12 protein-coding genes and 5 pseudogenes are annotated in these 16,916 nt (G+C 64.6%); 8 read left to right on the top strand and 9 right to left on the bottom strand.

The features are described 5' to 3' along the window. From rsgA to YO9_RS0115335, 3 genes and pseudogenes are all read right to left on the bottom strand, one after another. A partial coding sequence (gene rsgA, locus YO9_RS0115345; RefSeq protein ID WP_016998293.1) for a GTPase RsgA occupies positions 1-674 on the bottom strand: 674 nt, incomplete at its 3' end. After that, positions 664-2,014 (bottom strand): annotated as a pseudogene (aroA, locus tag YO9_RS0115340) (3-phosphoshikimate 1-carboxyvinyltransferase). The gene rsgA and the pseudogene aroA, both read right to left, overlap by 11 nt. Before the next feature lie 16 nt (positions 2,015-2,030). Next, positions 2,031-2,567 (bottom strand): DoxX family membrane protein, encoded by a 537-nt coding sequence (locus YO9_RS0115335; RefSeq protein WP_016998291.1) that lies wholly within the window; start codon positions 2,565-2,567, stop codon positions 2,031-2,033. A 181-nt stretch (positions 2,568-2,748) separates the two neighbouring features. Here YO9_RS0115335 and YO9_RS0115330 point away from each other — a divergent pair, with 181 nt between their 5' ends. Continuing rightward, on the top strand, positions 2,749-3,465 hold the full coding sequence (locus tag YO9_RS0115330; protein ID WP_016998290.1) for a sigma-70 family RNA polymerase sigma factor: 717 nt from the start codon (positions 2,749-2,751) through the stop codon (positions 3,463-3,465). Positions 3,466-3,469: 4 nt separating this feature from the next. Then, on the top strand, positions 3,470-3,736 hold the full coding sequence (gene rsrA, locus YO9_RS0115325) for a mycothiol system anti-sigma-R factor (RefSeq protein ID WP_016998289.1): 267 nt from the start codon (positions 3,470-3,472) through the stop codon (positions 3,734-3,736). A gap of 78 nt (positions 3,737-3,814) precedes the next feature. Here the strand turns inward: rsrA and YO9_RS21825 are convergent, their stop codons facing one another. From YO9_RS21825 to YO9_RS0115315, 3 genes and pseudogenes are all read right to left on the bottom strand, one after another. Then, positions 3,815-3,889 (bottom strand): 50S ribosomal protein bL37, encoded by a 75-nt coding sequence (locus YO9_RS21825; protein ID WP_371514661.1) that lies wholly within the window; start codon positions 3,887-3,889, stop codon positions 3,815-3,817. 106 nt (positions 3,890-3,995) lie between these two features. After that, a complete protein-coding gene (locus tag YO9_RS0115320) occupies positions 3,996-4,595 on the bottom strand; it encodes a GDSL-type esterase/lipase family protein (protein WP_016998288.1) in 600 nt (199 codons plus the stop codon). A gap of 115 nt (positions 4,596-4,710) precedes the next feature. Then, a pseudogene (locus YO9_RS0115315) lies at positions 4,711-8,636 on the bottom strand (multifunctional oxoglutarate decarboxylase/oxoglutarate dehydrogenase thiamine pyrophosphate-binding subunit/dihydrolipoyllysine-residue succinyltransferase subunit). A 263-nt stretch (positions 8,637-8,899) separates the two neighbouring features. On the opposite strand from YO9_RS0115315, the gene YO9_RS0115310 reads away from it, so the two are divergent. From YO9_RS0115310 to YO9_RS0115295, 4 genes and pseudogenes are all read left to right on the top strand, one after another. Continuing rightward, positions 8,900-10,357, top strand: coding sequence for a GuaB1 family IMP dehydrogenase-related protein (locus YO9_RS0115310; protein WP_016998287.1), 1,458 nt, complete (start codon positions 8,900-8,902; stop codon positions 10,355-10,357). Between the two features lie 132 nt (positions 10,358-10,489). Further along, a complete protein-coding gene (locus YO9_RS0115305) occupies positions 10,490-11,488 on the top strand; it encodes a metal ABC transporter solute-binding protein, Zn/Mn family (protein WP_016998286.1) in 999 nt (332 codons plus the stop codon). A gap of 114 nt (positions 11,489-11,602) precedes the next feature. Continuing rightward, positions 11,603-12,394: pseudogene (locus tag YO9_RS0115300) on the top strand (metal ABC transporter ATP-binding protein). Next, entirely contained in the window at positions 12,391-13,347 is a 957-nt protein-coding gene (locus YO9_RS0115295; RefSeq protein ID WP_016998284.1) for a metal ABC transporter permease, read from the top strand. Before YO9_RS0115300 ends, YO9_RS0115295 begins: the two are co-directional and overlap by 4 nt. An 8-nt stretch (positions 13,348-13,355) precedes the next feature. On the opposite strand, the pseudogene YO9_RS0115290 reads toward YO9_RS0115295, so the two are convergent. After that, positions 13,356-14,201 (bottom strand): annotated as a pseudogene (locus YO9_RS0115290) (diacylglycerol/lipid kinase family protein); the annotation flags it as partial. Positions 14,202-14,236: 35 nt separating this feature from the next. Then, a complete protein-coding gene (locus tag YO9_RS0115285; protein ID WP_016998283.1) occupies positions 14,237-14,656 on the bottom strand; it encodes a Fur family transcriptional regulator in 420 nt (139 codons plus the stop codon). 81 nt (positions 14,657-14,737) lie between these two features. Between YO9_RS0115285 and YO9_RS0115280 the strand changes: the two are divergent. Further along, positions 14,738-15,393, top strand: a pseudogene (locus YO9_RS0115280) (MBL fold metallo-hydrolase). A gap of 87 nt (positions 15,394-15,480) precedes the next feature. Beyond that, positions 15,481-15,906, top strand: a complete 426-nt coding sequence (locus YO9_RS0115275; protein WP_031273467.1) for an HIT family protein — start codon at positions 15,481-15,483, stop codon at positions 15,904-15,906. Between the two features lie 73 nt (positions 15,907-15,979). Here the strand turns inward: YO9_RS0115275 and YO9_RS0115270 are convergent. After that, positions 15,980-16,916, bottom strand: a 937-nt coding sequence (locus tag YO9_RS0115270) for a DUF3418 domain-containing protein (RefSeq protein WP_031273466.1), incomplete at its 5' end; no start/stop codon positions are given.

The following is a 16,916-nucleotide window of genomic DNA, read 5'->3' as shown; positions in this document are numbered from 1 at the left end:
CCGTCCAGGATCGTGCGCAACCGATCGATGGAGGCGTTCGATATTGCCAGCGATTCTTCGTGAACCCCCGCCGCAGGGCGACCGCCATGGGTGTCAGAGGGCTCGGTGCTCACGGTTTGAACGTCCAGAGCCTCCACGTAGGTCAGGAATTCGGCCGGGTCCTTGAGGTCTGTCTTAGTCATACAGATGACCGGGGTAATGCCCGCGTCCGACGCCGCCGCGAGACCGCGGTCCACAAAGCCCGTGCGGGGCGTGGGGGATTCGGTGGCCAGGACCAGCACGAGCCGGTCTGCATTGGCAACGATCACTCGCTCGACGGGATCGGTGTCGTCCGCGCTACGACGCAGGACGGTGGCGCGGGGTTCGATGCGCACGATTCGGGCGAGGGTGTCCGGGTCTCCGCTGACATCGCCGACGACGCCCACCTGGTCACCGGGGACGATCGGTTTGCGGCGTAGTTCCTTGGCCCGGATGCACACGACGGTTCGCTGATCGTCGCTCTGTTCATTGACCACACAGGTGTACCGGCCGCGGTCCACCGCGATCACGCGAGCAATGACGGCGTCCTCGTGGCGCGGGCGCTGCTTGGTGCGCGGGCGGGAGCCCTTCTTATTGGCTCGCACCCGGACATCCGACTCGTCCCACTGCCGCTGTGCGCTGGAATTACGCGCCATGGCTGACCAGGGTGGTCCACATCTGGGGGAAATCGGGCAGCGTCTTGGACGTGGTGCCGATGTTTTCCACGCTTACGTCGGGCACCTTCAGACCGATGATGGCGCCTGCGGTAGCCATGCGGTGATCCTCGTAGCTGTAGAACAGCCCGCCGTGCAGCGGAGCGGGAGTAATGATCAGACCGTCCTCGGTCTCTTCCGCGTTGCCGCCCAGCCGGTTGATCTCTGTGGTCAGAGCTGCGAGGCGGTCGGTTTCATGTCCCCGCAGATGCGCAATGCCACGCAGTTGTGACGGGCCGCTGGCCAAGGCGCACATGCCGCCACGGTGGGAGCGAGTTCGCCGGCCTCTGAGAGATCGAGGTCAACCCCGCTCAGCTGAGCGGGGCCGGTCGCGGTCAGCGCACCGTCCACCACATCAACGTTGCCGCCGAACTGCGGCAGGATGCTCCGCCACTGATCACCGCCCTGCGTGGTGCTGGTGGGCCAATCAGGGATGCTGACGGTCCCGCCGGTGACCATGGCAGCCGCAAGGAACGGGCCCGCGTTGGAGAGGTCCGGTTCCACGGTGACATCCAGTCCGGGCACGGCGGCGGGTTCCACCCGCCACTCGGTGTCGCTCACGCGCGTGGCGTTCACCCCGGCTTCGCGGAGCACTTCAACGGTCATGGCAACGTGCGGCAGAGACGGGACACCAGCGGCGTCGGACTCGTGCTTGAGCACGAGCGGTGCCTCGAAACGCACGGCAGAAAGCAAGAGCGCGGAGACGAACTGGGACGAGCCGCTCGCATCAATGCTCACGGAACCGCCGGCCACGAGACCTGTTCCGGACACGGTGAGTGGCAAGGTACCCCGACCGTCGTCGTCGACCGTGACGCCCAGATCGCGTAAGCCTTGGATCACGGGGCCCATGGGGCGCACGCGAGCGTGCGGATCGCCGTCGAACCGGGTGTCTGCGTTAAGGAGCGCGGCCACGGGTGGCACGAAACGCATGACTGTGCCGGCCAGGCCGCAATCGATGTCGCGGGGCACAGGCCGGTGAACGTCAGCTGCGGGACCGCGGGAATGGGAGTGATGGTGAGATCCGAACCGAACGGACCGGGCACTCCGGTGGGTTCGATCACCGCGCCCAGCTGTTGGAGCGCGGTGATCATGAGTTCACTGTCGCGTGAATACAACGGCTTGCGCACCGTCGAGGTCTCGGAGGCCAAGGCCGCCAGGACCAAATATCGATTGGTCAGCGATTTGGAACCGGGAATGGCCACGGTTCCGCTCACCGGGCGATCACCCGTGAAGGGTGCAGCCCACTGGGATTCGGGGTGCGGCAAGCCGTTGTCTGTATTCACTGTGTGCTTGACCCTCTTAGTGGCTGACAGCGTCCTGCACGGCCTTCTCAGCCTGGGCGAACTTCTTCTTGGTGTCCTTGGAAACCTTGGCGGCGTTCTTGCGAACGTCGTCCGCCAGGTGGCTGGCGCGCCACGCGAGGGAGGGGTTACCGGCGGTGTCCACGGAAGCGATCATGACAGCGCCCACCAACGAGAGGTTCTTGAACACGTTGTTGCGGCGATTGGACTTGGCTTCCTTGGTGGAAGCATCCGCGGACTGGTACTGCACGTAAGTGTTGATCGCGGTGGTGCCCAGCAGCACGGACGCGGAAAGACGGGGCAGCTTGCTCAGCGCGAGGGCGGAAGCGGCCAATACCTGCGCCGCAGCAATGCCCTGAGCCACCTGGGCGCGGTTGGCGGTCACGGGACGGACCTGCGGCAACACCTGCTCAACCTGCTTCAGGACCGGGTCCAGCTTCTCGGCAGCGGCCGAGGAATTACGGAATGCTTCGACACCGCCGGCAACGTAACCGGTGGCGAGCAGGGGGCGGGCGAGACGACGAACGATGCTCATGGTTCCTCCTTTTGATCCCGGCATTTCCGGAGGGCACGTCTTTCATCCTAACGTTGTGCCGCTGAGCCGCGCACGGGAATAGCGGGGCGGGTCCACCGTGTTATTCACGAATAGACAGCAAGCGCCAGATAGCTGGCTCCTCATCAGCACGGTAACGCGACCCACGGAAGGCAGGCAGCGCATGATCATGACCGCACCGACCGTAGACTGGGCCGTGATGAACGATCATGATGAGCTCGAGCCGCAGGAGCAGGCCCCTACCGACACGGTGGACGTCAGCCAGGAAACCACGCAGCAGCGCCGCGAACGTTTTGAACGTGAGGCCATGCAGTACGTGGACCAGCTGTACGCCGCCGCGCTGCGCATGGCCCGAAACCCCGCCGATGCAGAGGACCTGGTCCAGGAGGCCTACACCAAGGCCTTCTCCGCGTTTCACCAGTACAAGCCGGGGACCAATCTCAAGGCGTGGCTGTACCGGATCCTGACCAATACCTACATCAACCTGTACCGCAAACGGCAGCGCGAACCGCGCCAGGCCAACACGGACACGGTGGAGGATTGGCAGCTGCACCGGGCCGAATCCCACACGTCCAAGGGACTGCGCTCGGCCGAGGCCGAGGCCCTGGACCACCTCCCGGATTCTGACGTGAAGCGGGCGCTTCAAGAACTTCCCGAAGAGTTCCGACTCGCCGTGTATTTCTCCGATGTCGAAGGCTTCGCCTACAAGGAGATCTCCGAGATCATGGACACGCCCATCGGCACCGTGATGTCTCGACTGCACCGAGGTCGCAAACTGCTTCGAGAAAAACTGGCCGACTACGCCACCGAGCGAGGTTTCGACACCTCCAAGGGGACCAAGAAGTCCAAGGGCGAGACAACATCGAAGGACCGAGGCTGAACCAATGTCTGACAACGACTGCCAGAACGGCTGCACGGACGAACGGATCCGTCGCATCTACGAATACCTTGACGGTGCCCTGACCAAGGACGACCTCGAGGAGATTCACGCGCACCTCACGGACTGTCCCGAGTGCGAGCGCGAATACAACTTGGAGTGCGTGATCCGCACCGTGATCAAGCGATCCTGCACGGAGACTGCCCCCGCGCAGCTTAAGCAGTCGATCCTGCTGCGCATCGAAGCGCAGTGCAGCGATCACCCGGCGGCCTGATCCCCACCGGCTTTTCTCGGCTTAAACAACACGCCCGCAACCGTAATGGTTGCGGGCGTTGTTCGCACTGCACAGAACTCAGGCGTTGGGCCGCTTTCCGCGGTTCGCAGAGTTCTTGCGGCGGTCCTTGCGCTTACGTCCACGCTTGCTCATGGTGTACCTCCTGCGTTGATTCGACTGGGCACCGTCCGCCAGTATCTCACAACCTGGCGTTTACTCCGAGTTGGCCGGATTTCCACCGACGACGGCGCTCGCGGGCTTATCGGGGTTCGGGCAGGTTCAGCCAGTTGTACCAGCCGCGGTGCAGCACGAGCCACGCCATCAGCCCGTAGCCGGCCTGTCCGGGGTGGCCGTGGTTGGCGGCCAGGTCCTTGCGCCACTGCTCGTGGTGCTGGAGCGGGTTGAACGTGTCCACGTACACGTGCTGGCGGCGGGTGGTCACATCACCGAAGGCGGCCGAAAGGTCCGCGATCTTACGGTTGCGTTCCGGGTCCAGCGTGGGAGGGGGACCCACCACCAGAACCTTGATGTTGTTCTGGGTCGCCTGATCCACGATGTTGGCCATGTTCAGCCGCGAACGCGCGGAAGTAATGTCCAAGTCCACGTCCATGGCCGAAGGCGCGATCACCAGTCGGTTGTCGCACATGGAATCGAAACGGCGGGAGGCCTCGTCGAACCAGCGTTCGTTGAGGGACTCACTGCCCTCGCCGGGTGCTGCCAGGTTGTAGGCGTCCACGGGCACGATGTCCCGCGGGGTACGGGCCAGCACTCGACCGAACCAGCCCAGGGCACGGGGGTCTTCCACACCGGCTAGCAGTTCGTCACCGACGGCCACAATGCGGATCCTGCGTTGGTCCACTATTCCTCTTCCTTTGCTCATAACGTTTCTCGGTGGCCACCGTAAACCACGATGACCACCGAGGGGAAAACGTGCCCGTTGCGCCCGATCTCACGGGGCCGCAACGGGGTGATGATTACTCGCCGCGGTTGAAGGCCTGCTGCACCAGGGTCTCCAGTTCACCGCGTGACGCTTGGCGGAACCGTTGGCCGGGGAAGCAGAGGCCGGGCGCGAGGCCAGCTTGACCGGGCGGTCCAGCTGCGGCAACAGGTTCACGGCCATGAACGGCCACGCACCCTGGTTGGCGGGCTCGTCCTGGGCCCACATGATGCGGGCCTCCGGGTAGCGGGCCAGTTCCTTCTTGATCTCATTCTCGGGCAGCGGGTAGAGCTGCTCGACACGAATGATCGCCGTGGAGTGGTCCTTGGACTTCTCACGCTGTGCCGCGAGGTCGTAGTAGAGACGACCCGACACCAGGATCACGTCCGTGACCTTGGAATCGTCCAGGTTCGCAACATCCGGAATGACCTGCTGGAACGTGCCTGCGTGAAGTCCTCGATGGGGGAGGCCGCAGCCTTGAGACGCAACAACTGCTTGGGCGTGGCCACGATCAACGGGCGGCGCGGCCGAGAGTAGGCCTGGCGGCGCAGCAAGTGGAAGTGGTTGGCCGGGGTGGACGGGTTGACCACGGTCATGTTCCGCTCGGCGCACAGGGTCAAGAACCGCTCGATACGTGCCGAGGAGTGGTCCGGGCCCTGACCCTCGAAGCCGTGGGGCAGCAGCATGACCAGCGAGGAACGCTGACCCCACTTCTGCTCGGCCGAGGAAATGAACTCGTCCACGATGGTCTGGGCGCCGTTGGTGAAGTCACCGAACTGCGCCTCCCACACGGTGAGCGCCTCCGGGCGTTCCACGGAGTAGCCGTACTCGAAGCCCAGCACGCCGTACTCGGAGAGCAGCGAGTTGTAGATGGAGAGCTTGGCCTGATCACCGGACAGGTTGTTCAGCGGTGCCCACTCGGAGCCGTTCTCGCGTCGAAGAACACGGCGTGGCGCTGCGTGAAGGTACCGCGGCGCACGTCCTGACCGGAGAAGCGGATCGGCACACCTTCCATGAGCAGCGAACCGAAGGCCATGAGCTCGCCCATGCCCCAGTCCACGCCGCCCTTCTCGGTCATCTCGTTGCGGCGGTCCAGCAGCTTCTGCAGCTTGCGGTGGGTGGTGAAACCCTCCGGAGCCTCCACGTGAGCCTCGCCGATGCGACGGGCGACTTCCTCGGTGATCGCGGTGGACTTGGGGATCGAAACTCCCGTGTCCGCCTGCTGAGCCGAGGGGCGCTCGATGTTGGCGATAGCGGCGGCGTCGCCGGTGACCAGCGGGACCGTGGAGGTCTGGGCCTCGTGGGATTCCGCGAAGACCCGCTCCAAACGCTCCTGGTAGTCCTTGAGCGCGCGATCAGCCTCGTCCTGCGTGATGTCACCGCGACCCACGAGGTTCTCGGTGTAGATCTTGCGGGTCGAACGCTTGCCGTCGATCAGGGAGTACATGAGCGGCTGGGTCATCGAGGGATCGTCGCCCTCGTTGTGACCGCGGCGGCGGTAGCAGACCAGATCGATCACGACATCCTTGTGGAAGCGCTGGCGGTACTCGAAGGCCAGCTGACCCACGCGGGTCACGGCCTCGGGATCGTCCGCGTTCACGTGGAAGATCGGGGCCTGAACGGTGCGTGCCACGTCCGTGGAGTAGGTGGAGGTGCGCGCGCCGGAGGGCGAGGTGGTGAAGCCGATCTGGTTGTTGACCACCACATGGATGGTGCCGCCCACGTTGTAGCCCTCAAGGCCGGACATCTGCATGACTTCGTACACGATGCCCTGGCCGGCCATGGCGGCGTCGCCGTGGACCTGGATGGGCAGCACGGGGAACGTGCCGTCACCCTCGGGCCCGGCACCCAGCACGTCCGTCTTGGCGCGGGCGATGCCCTCGATCACGGGATCGGCGGCTTCCAGGTGGGACGGGTTGGCGGCCAGGTAGACCTGGGTCTCGTTGCCGTTGTCGGAGGTGAACACACCTTCCGTGCCCAGGTGGTACTTCACATCGCCGGAGCCTCGATGGACTTGGGATCCTGGCTGCCCTCGAACTCGCGGAAGACCTGTGCGTAGGACTTACCGGCAATGTTGGTGAGCACGTTCAAGCGGCCGCGGTGGGCCATGGCGATACCCACGCCGGCCAGGGACTCGTCCGCAGCGTCGGAAATGATCGCGTCCAGCAGCGGAATCAGGGACTCGCCACCCTCCAGGGAGAAGCGCTTCTGCCCCACGTACTTGGTCTGCAGGAAGGTTTCGAACGCCTCGGCCGCGTTGAGGCGACCCAGGATGCGGAACTGCTCCTCACGCGCGGGCTTCTGGTAGTCGTGCTCGAGCTTGTTCTGGAACCACTCGCGCTCTTCCGGATCCTGCAGGTGCATGTACTCGATGCCCACGGTGCGGCAGTAGGCGTCACGCAGACGACCCAGGATCACGCGCAGGGTCAGCAGCTCCTGGCCGCCGAAACCACCGGTGGGCCATTCGCGCTCCAGGTCCCACAGGGACAGCCCGTAGCTGCGGATGTCCAGGTCAGGGTGCTTGCGCATCACGTACTCGAGCGGGTTGGTGTCCGCCATCAGGTGACCGCGCACGCGGTACGCGTGGATCAGCTGCTGAATGCGGGCGACCTTGTTGATCTGGGTCTCGGGGTTGACCTGGTTGTCCACGGCCCAGCGAACGGGTTCGTAGGGGATGCGCAGGGCCTCGAAGATGTTGTCGTAGAAGTTGTCGCCACCGAGCAGGTAGTGCTCCACGAGCTTGAGGAACTCACCGGAGCCGGCACCCTGGATCACGCGGTGATCGTAGGTGGAGGTCAGGGTGATGATCTTGGAGACGCCCATGCGCGCGGTGGTGCGGGGCGAAGCGCCCTTGTACTCGGCCGGGTAGTCCAGCGCACCGACACCCACGATGCAGGCCTGGCCCTTGGACAGACGCGGCACGGAGTGCACGGTGCCGATACCGCCCGGGTTGGTCAGAGACACCGTGGTGCCCTGGTAATCCTCCATGGTCAGCTCGCCGGAGCGGCCGCGCTTGACGATGTCCTCGTAGGCGGTCCAGAACTGCATGAAGGTCATGCCCTCAGCGCCCTTGATGTTGGGCACCACCAGGTTGCGGGAGCCGTCCTTGTTGGGGATGTCGATGGCGATACCGAAGTTCACGTGCGCCGGCTGGATCGCGGCGGGCTTGCCGTCCACTTCTCCGTACACCACGTTCTGCGACGGGAAGTTGGCCAGCGCGCGAATCACGGCGTAGCCGATGATGTGAGTGAAGGACACCTTGCCACCGCGGTTGCGGGCCAAGTGGCTGTTGATCACCAAGCGGTTGTCGATCAGGAGCTTGGCCGGCACGGCGCGCACGGTGGTCGCGGTGGGCACGGACAGTGATGCATCCATGTTGGCGGCCACGGCCTTGGCGGGTCCGCGGAGCTTGACCACCTTGTCCTGGGCCTCACCCTGGTCCTGCTGCTCCTGGGCCTTGGGCTTGGGCTTGGCCGCACCCTCCGGCTGTGCGCGAATGGGGCGCTTGGTGGGCGAGCCTTCGGTGCCGTTGGCTTCCTGATCCACGCCCTCGGGCTTGCCCTTGGCCTTGGAACCGCCGGTCGTGGCCGTGGGCGCTGCGGCGCGCTTGGGCTCACCGGAGTTGGAGTTGGCCTCCGACCGGGGCTTGGAGTCGGCCTTGGCTGCCGGTGCGGTCTTTTCCTGGGTCACCTTGGGCTTGTTCTCCTGAGTAGACGAAGAAGCAGCCGCCTTGGACGGGGCGGCTGCGGAAGTTTTGGTCGCAGCACCGTTCGAGTTGGAAGCGGTCTGCGAGGGGGAAGAAGTGGAGTCGGAGTCAGAGCCCTTGCTCATTTCCTCGAAAATGGGCCACCACTTCTTGTCCACGGAGTTCTTGTCGTCCTGGTACTTCTCGAACAGCTCGTCGACGAGCCATTCGTTACCGGCGAATTCTTCGGGGATCAGGTGGTGTGGCTGCTCTGGCACGGGAGATACGCCTCTTCCATATGACGGTGTGCTCCGGTGGTTGCTCGGTAGACCACCACCGGTCGGTGGTGCCGGCGGTATGTCTCTCCGCAGGCGGACGTGGTGGCTTATTCCCATAAGGCCGTACTAAGTCAACAGTCTAATGAGGCGGACACCACCTGGCCAGTCCAATCTGACCGCTCGGTAGGTTTCTCCGGTCGTCCATGACGGACCCGTGCTCAGCACCTGACTGGGTACGTGGTGGGGCCGTAGTATGAGGTCTCGTGCGATTCCTCACGACTCCCAATACAGACCTCACCTACAACGATGTCTTCCTGGTGCCCTCCATCTCTCGGGTGACGTCCCGCTTCGACGTGGACCTGTCCCCGGGTGACGGCACCGGAAACACTATTCCGCTCGTGGCCGCCAATATGACTGCGGTGACCGGGCGACGCATGGTCGAGACCATGGCCCGCCGTGGTGGCCTGGGAATCCTCCCGCAGGACATTCCGCTGGACGTCATTTCCAACGTCACCGACTGGGTCAAGGGGCGTTCGCCCCAGTACGAGACGCCGGTGGCCTTGAGCGAGACGGACACGGTGCACGATGCGCTCGGTGTCATGCACAAGCGCCCGCACGGTGCCGTTCTGGTCACGGACACGGACGATAACTACCGGGGCCTGGTGCTCGCTGCCGATTGCCAGGACGTTGACCGATTCACCCAGCTCGGGGACGTCATGCGCACTGACGGTCCGGTCTTCCAGGTCGAGGATTTCGACGGCCAGGATCATGACGCCGCCATGCGCACCGCGTACGAGAAGCTCGCGGCTTCGCGGCTCAGTGTTGCCCCCGTGCTGCGGGGTCGCGCGATCGAGGGCGTCCTCACGCAGAAGGGTGCGGTGCGCTCCACCATCTACGAGCCGGCTCTCGACAAGCAGGGTCGCCTGCAGGTCGGCGCCGCTGTGGGAATCAACGGGGACGTGGCCGCGAAGGCAGCTGCCCTGCTCGACACCGGCATCGACGTGCTGGTGGTCGACACCGCCCACGGTCATCAGATCAAGGCCATGCAGGCTCTCGAGGCGGTGCGCGCCCTGGACCCGCAGGTCCCGATCGTTGCGGGCAACGTGGTCTCCGCCGACGGCGTGCGGGACCTGATCGGCGCGGGCGCGGATATCGTCAAGGTGGGTGTGGGCCCCGGTGCCATGTGCACCACCCGCATGATGACGGCGGTCGGTCGTCCCCAGTTCTCGGCGGTCGTCGAGTGCGCCGAGGCTGCGGCGGATCTCGGAAAGCACATCTGGGCCGACGGCGGCGTGAAGCACCCGCGCGACGTCGCTCTGGCGCTCGCTGCCGGTGCAAGTCAGGTCATGATCGGTTCGTGGTTCGCGGGAACCCACGAAGGCCCCGGTGACCTCAACATCGACGCCAACGGTCGCGCCTACAAGGAGAGCTTTGGCATGGCCTCTGCCCGGGCCGTTCGCCACCGCACCCGCGGTGAGGACGAATTCGCCCGCGCTCGCAAGGCGCTGTTCGAAGAAGGTATCTCCAACTCCAAGATGTACCTGGACCCCCAGCGCCCGGGCGTGGAGGACCTGGTCGATCACATCACCTCCGGTGTGCGCAGCTCCATGACGTATGCGGGGGCCACCTCGCTCGCGCAGTTCGCCAACCGTGCGGTCGTGGGCATTCAGTCGCAGTCCGGTTACGACGAGGGTCGTCCGCGCTCGGAATCCTGGAGCTGACGGGAACTGTCCGCAGGGAATTTCTCCCCGGTGCTTATTGAGAATGGTTAGTGATATGCTCTCCGCAGAGCAGATGCAATCCATTCTCAATAAGCACCGTCTGATGAGAATGACCCCCAAGGAGTTGATTCCGTGTCTTCACGTGTACCGGGCCTGACAGCCCGCCCGTTCGTTCGTTCCGCCGTGGCCGTATCGGCCCTGGGTGCCTTGGTGCTCACGGGTTGCTCGGGAAACTCGGGGGAGGCTCAGGAAGGGGACGGAGCGGCGTCGGACGGGAACAAAGTCACGGTGGTGACCTCGACCAACGTGTACTCGGAACTCGTCGAGCAGATCGCCGGGGACCATGTTGAGGTCGAGCCCATCATCGACTCCGCCGCGCAGAATCCGCACTCGTACGAGGCATCGCCCCAGGATCGGCTGACCATCGAGAAAGCGGACGTGGTGATCCTGAACGGTGGCGGTTACGACTCGTTCATGGAAGACATGACCACTGATTCACAGAAGGTCATCAACGCGGTGGAGATATCCGAGCTGCACGGCAATGACCAGGCGGCCGAGGCGCACGATCACTCGCACGAGGAAGAGGGCCACGAGGGGCACAGCCACGATCCTGGCGGTTTCAACGAACACGTCTGGTACGACCTGGACACCATGCAGAAGTTGTCCAACCGCGTGGCCAATGACCTGGCCGTGCTCGATGAGGAGTACGGTGACGCCTTCATCGAGAACGGCCGAGCCGTCAATGACGAGCTGGACGGAATGATCGAGGAGCTCGAGTCGTTGAAGGCCTCGGGTGGCTACGTGGCTACCGAGCCGATGCCCGGATATCTCTTGCAGGACGCGGGACTTCACGACGACACTCCCGCCGAATTCATGACCGCAATCGACTCGGAATCAGACGTGGCGCCCGCCGTCATGAAGGAAACTACGGATCTGGTCACGAGTGGTCACATCGACCTGCTGGCGTTCAACCAGCAGACCTCGACCGGCCAGACCGAGAAGCTGCGCAAGGACGCTGAAGATTCCGGTGTCAGCGTGGTGGAATTCTCCGAAACCGTCCCCGAGGGCAAGAATTACGTGGAGTGGATGCAGGACAATATCGACCGCATCTCCCAAGCCGTGAAGAACTAGCTCTATGACCCTTTCCACCGAGGTGGCACGAACCATTCACACTCCAGCGGCCCAGCCCGCCACACACACCACGCCGCGCCAGGCGCCGAGAAGCAACGGGAGCCGGGCAAGGCAGTGGTCGAACTCAAGAACGCGGAACTCGCCTTTGGCGACCGCGTCCTGTGGCGTGATCTCGACCTGACCATTCGCGAGGGCGAGTACTTCGCGGTGCTCGGTTCCAACGGCACCGGCAAGACCAGCTTCCTCAAGGTGTTGCTCGGTCTGCTACCGCTGACCCGGGGATCGGTCTCCGTGACGGGGGAGCGACCCGTGCGGCATCGCGTCACGTGGGGTACGTCCCTCAGCAGCGCGGTTTCTCACCGCGCACGCCCTGCGCGCACGGGACCTGGTGGCTCAGGGCATTGACGGCAACAAGTGGGGATCAGGCTCCATCGCCGCGCGGTCAACGAGCGCGTGGACGAACTGCTCGAGAAGGTCGGGGCGAGCGACTACGCCAACGCACCGGTCGGGCTGCTCTCCGGTGGTGAGCAACAGCGACTGCGCATTGCTCAGGCGCTGGCCACCGATCCGGAGTTGCTGTTGTGCGATGAGGCGTTGCTGTCCCTGGACCTGAATCACCAGTACATCGTGAGTGAGCTGGTCAATCAGCAGCGGGTGGACTCGGGTAGTGCCGTGGTGTTCGTGACCCACGACATCAACCCCATCATCGATCACGTGGATCGAATCCTGTACCTGGCCGGTGGCTCCTTCAAGATCGGCACGCCCGATGAAGTCATGCGCTCCGAGGTGTTCTCGGAGCTGTACGGTGCGGACATCGAGGTGCTGCGGAGCAACGGCCGCATCATCGTGACCGGGCGTCCCGACAACACGCACCACATCTCGTCCCAGGAAGGCCTCATCCCGTGATCCCGGCTCAAGTCGATTGGGACTCGATCGTCAGTTCCGTGTTCGTCTTCGACAATTACGGTGAGCTGCTCGTGCTGTTGAGCAACTCTCTGTGGGCGGGAGCGTTGCTCGGACTGGTCGGCGGGTTGGTTGGAACTTTCGTGATGATGCGTGATCTGGCCTTTTCGGTGCACGGCATCGCGGAACTGTCCTTCGCCGGAGCGGCGGCCGCCTTGTTGATCGGTTCGGACATCGTGACCGGATCTTTGCTGGGCTCGGTCGTTGCCGCGCTGATCATCGGGTTCATGGGACTGCGAGCCCGGGACAGTAATTCGTTCGTGGGCGTGCTCATGCCGTTCGGGTTGGGCCTGGGAATTCTGTTCCTGTCGCTCTACGAGGGCCGGTCCTCCAACAAGTTTTCGCTGCTGACCGGTCAGATCGTGTCCGTTTCACCGGTGCAGCTGACGTCCATGATCGTGTTGTCCATCGTGGTGGTGGCCGGGCTGCTCTTCGTGTGGCGCCCACTTACGTTCGCCAGTACCGATCCCGTGGTTGCTGAGGCTCGCGGTCTGCCCGTGCGCACCCTGTCCATCGTGTTCATGGTGCTGTTGGGCATCTCGGTGGCCATGTCCGTGCAGATCGTGGGTGCGTTGCTCGTGCTCGCGCTGCTGATCACTCCGGCTGCGGCGGCCATGAATCTCACGGTGGCCCCGGCTCGGATCGTGGTGCTGTCGGTGGTCTTCGCGGAGCTGTCCATGGTGGGAGGCATCCTGTTGGCACTGGGCGGTTCGATTCCGATCAGCCCCTACGTGACCACCATTTCGTTCCTCATCTGGTTGGTGACCCGCGTGATCCGTGGCCTGCGCGAGCGCGGTTCGTCGTATCGCCGCGGTGGTTCAGAAAAGCACCCGCACGGCGGCGGGCAGGACCCGCACCTCCACGGGCAGGGCCCCAGGGGCTCCCCGTCCCCGTGAGCAACGTGCGCGGGTAGATCCTCCGACGTCGTATCGTGCGGGATCACGGTCACCGAAGTGATGGGTTTCAGCGCGATCTCCGCGAGGTTCTCGTGCGTCTTGAGTAGCAGCCGCGGTAACAGGAACAGGAGCCGCAGCGGGCGTGCATCGGAGACGGCAAAGAGTTCGGCCTGTCCGTCCCGGTGATCGGCGCGCGGCACGATGGTGAGCCCACCTCCGTACGAGGACGTGTTGGCCACCGAAAGAAACGTTGCCCGGCGATCGACCACCCGACGAGCGCCGTCGGCGGCGGTGTAGTCGATCGTGTAGTCGCGTGAGGTGAGCCGCAGAATTTCCCAGACGAGCGCCACCGCGTATTTGGCGGAGACGCGGATCCGGCTCCAGCGATTGGCTCGCGCGTTGACGCGGGCGTCCAGGCCCAGACACACGGTGGTCGCGCACACATGTGAGGTGCCGTCCGCGCAGTCCACGGCCAAGAGATCCATGTACTCGGGCGAGGTTTCCAGCCCGCGTAGCACGCGGCCCGCGGCGCGCTCGGTGTCGCGGGTGGGGATGCCGCAGAACCTGGCCAGGTCGTTGCCGGAACCGGCGGGGATCAGGCCGAACGCCACGTCCACGCCCTGTTCGCCCACGGTGCGCAGTACCTGAAGCACCAGGTGGGCCATGCCGTCGCCACCGACCGCCACCACGGCGGCAACGTGCAGCGCTCGGGATCGCAAGGTGTCCGTCAGCTTCTCCGAGAGTTCCCGGGCGGAGGGGGCGTCAAGATAGACGGCGGTGTAGCCGTCCGCCGCGAAGATGGCGCGAGCGCGATCGCAGGCTTCACGAGCGAGGGGGGAATTCCCGTTGCGCACCAGGAAGATGTCGCGGGGACGATCAGTTGCCACCGTCAGCGTGACTCGAGCGCGCAGTTGCCGCAAATGCCGGTGATCTCCACCGTGTGGTCCACGTCCGTGAACCCGTGTTGGGCAGCGGTGTCATCCGCCCACTGTTCGATCGCGGGGGCCTCGAGCTCCACCGCGGCACCGCACGAGCGGCACACCAGGTGATGGTGGTGGTGTTCGGCCTCGCAACGGCGGTAAATGGCCTCGCCGTCGGCATTGCGGAGCACGTCCACCTCGCCGGTGTCCGCCATGGACTGCAGGATCCGGTAGGTCGTGGCCAGGGAGACGGACTGGCCGTCATCCTGCAGACGACGATGCAGATCCTGGGTGGAAATGAAATCTTCGAGGCTCCGGAGAGCTCCCGCAATGGCCCGGCGCTGCTTGGTGTTGCGCACCTCGGGTTGCCTGGTGGTCTGTGTGCTCACGCCCGTCCCTTCCATGTGCTTGCTTCTTCAACCATGCTAACGGTTCGCATCTGAGGGCTGTTCCCGGGCTAGGCTGAAGACATGTTGCTGACCAAGTTCACACACTCGTGCGTCCGGCTGGAGAAGAACGGCACATCCCTGGTGATCGACCCCGGGTCGTTCTCGGAGGTCCAGGAGGCGCTGGACGGCGTCAACCTGGTGCTGATCACCCACGTCCACCCGGACCATTACGACGCCAAGCGACTGACCGCGGCGCTCGCGGAGAATCCCGAGCTGAACATCTACGCGCCGCAGTCGGTCATCGACGAACTCACGGAGGCCTCGGGGGAGGCCACGGACCGCCTGCACGCGGTCACCGCTGATTCCACGCTCTCGTTGGGCCCGTTCGAGGTCAAGACCTTCGGCGGCCAGCACGCCCTGATTCACCCGCTGATTCCCACGGTGGACAACGTGGCTTCGTCATTGACGACGCCGTGTTCCACCCCGGCGACTCCTTCACCGTTCCGCACGGGCTCACCGTGCCCACCGTGCTGGTTCCGCTACACGCACCGTGGTCCAAGATGTCCGAGGTCATCGACTTCATCATCGCCACCCGGGCGACCAACGTGTACCAGATCCACGACGCCCTGCTCTCCGACATCGGTTTTGGCATCGTGGAGAAGCAAGTGGCCAAGTTCTCCGAAATGTACGGCACCGAATACCGCCACCTGGAACCCCGCGAGTCCGTGGAGGTCTAGTCGGTTTCACCCACCGTCACCCAGTCTGTGGGGACGACCGCCCACACGCCTGAAGAGACCGAGAAGATCGACCGAAAGGAAGTCACCGTGAGCTCCGTTTTCACCAAGATCATCGAGGGCGAACTGCCCGGCCGCTTCGTGTGGTCGGACGATCAGTGCGCCGGATTCCTGTCCATCGCACCGCTCTCCCAGGGACACGTCCTGGTGGTTCCTCGCGAAGAGATCGACTCCTGGCTGGACCTGCCCGATGAGTTGGCACAGCACCTGATGACCGTGTGCAAGACCGTGGGCCAGGCGATCGACGAGGTCTTTTCACCCAAGCGCGTGGCTGATGATTCAGGCTTCGAGGTACCGCACGCCCACTTGCACGTGTGGCCCACCAACACGATCGAGGAGTTCGATTTCGATCAGGTGGACAAGGACCCGGACCCCGAGGTCATGGACGAGACGGCACGCAAGATCCGTGGCGCACTGGTCGCCGCCGGTCATGAGGCCAACGTTCCCCAGGACTAGTAACACCGGATCACGCCGCGCACCACAGGTGCGCGGCGTCATCTCGTACTGACACTGCCGGAAGCGGGTTCGCTCAGCGTTGCGTGATGTCGCGCAGCGCCTTGCGGACCCGCTTTTCCGATACCGTGCGCGCGGTGCCCAACTCTTGGGCGAACAGCGACACGCGCAGCTCCTCGAGATCCCAGCGCACCCGCGTGAGCGCCTCGGGCACGGGAGCGGTGGCAGGAATGGCGGCTCGCGCACCGCGGTAGTCCTGTTCGATGTCCTGGATCAGCACCATATTCACGCTGTCCCGCTGGATATGACCCGAGAGCTTGTCCAGGCGGGCGTTGATGGCCTTCACGTAGCGGGGCAGGTGTTGCAGCGCGTGCCACCCGGTCTCCGCCACGAATCCCGGGTAGATCAGTCGGTCGATCTGCTCCGCCATGTCCTTGAACGCTGGCACGGCGGCCAGCGATCCCGGTTTCTTGAGTCGCTTGCGCAGCGACGTGGCTTCCGCGAGGGTCTCGGTGACCAGGGCGGTCACCGCGAACACCGTGTCGATCAGTTCGGCGCGCACGTGCACGGCCAGCTCGTCGAATTCGGCCTTGGTGAAGGGCGGCTCCTCGGGGACTAGGCGGTCGATCGCGGCCACGGTGCAGTCGCGGATGAGCGCGTCCACGGAACCGTGCGGATTCTGCGTGAAGATCAGCCGCTCACGCTGGCTCAGGTGGTCCACCACGTAGCGATGCACCGAGGGCAGCGTGCGTTCGAGCAGCGCGATCACGCCGTGGCGCTGAGCCGACCGTTGCTCGTCCTGCTGGGTGAGGATCCGCAGGTCCACGGTGGGTTCCCCCGGCGTGCCCTTCCCGGCCTTGGCATCGGGCTTGTCCCGGCGCACCATGAGCGTGGGGTAGCCCGTGATGGTCTGCCCGGCCACCTGGGTCTGCACCGAGCGCGGCGGATCCTTCTCCGGCCAGGCCGTCAGTCCCGTGCGTTCCAGACTTTCCGCCGACGACGCCGCTGCGCCA

Source organism: Kocuria atrinae C3-8 (genome assembly GCF_000286355.1).
In the GTDB taxonomy this organism is placed as follows: domain Bacteria; phylum Actinomycetota; class Actinomycetes; order Actinomycetales; family Micrococcaceae; genus Kocuria; species Kocuria atrinae_A.
This window is presented reverse-complemented; position numbering and strand designations above follow the sequence as displayed.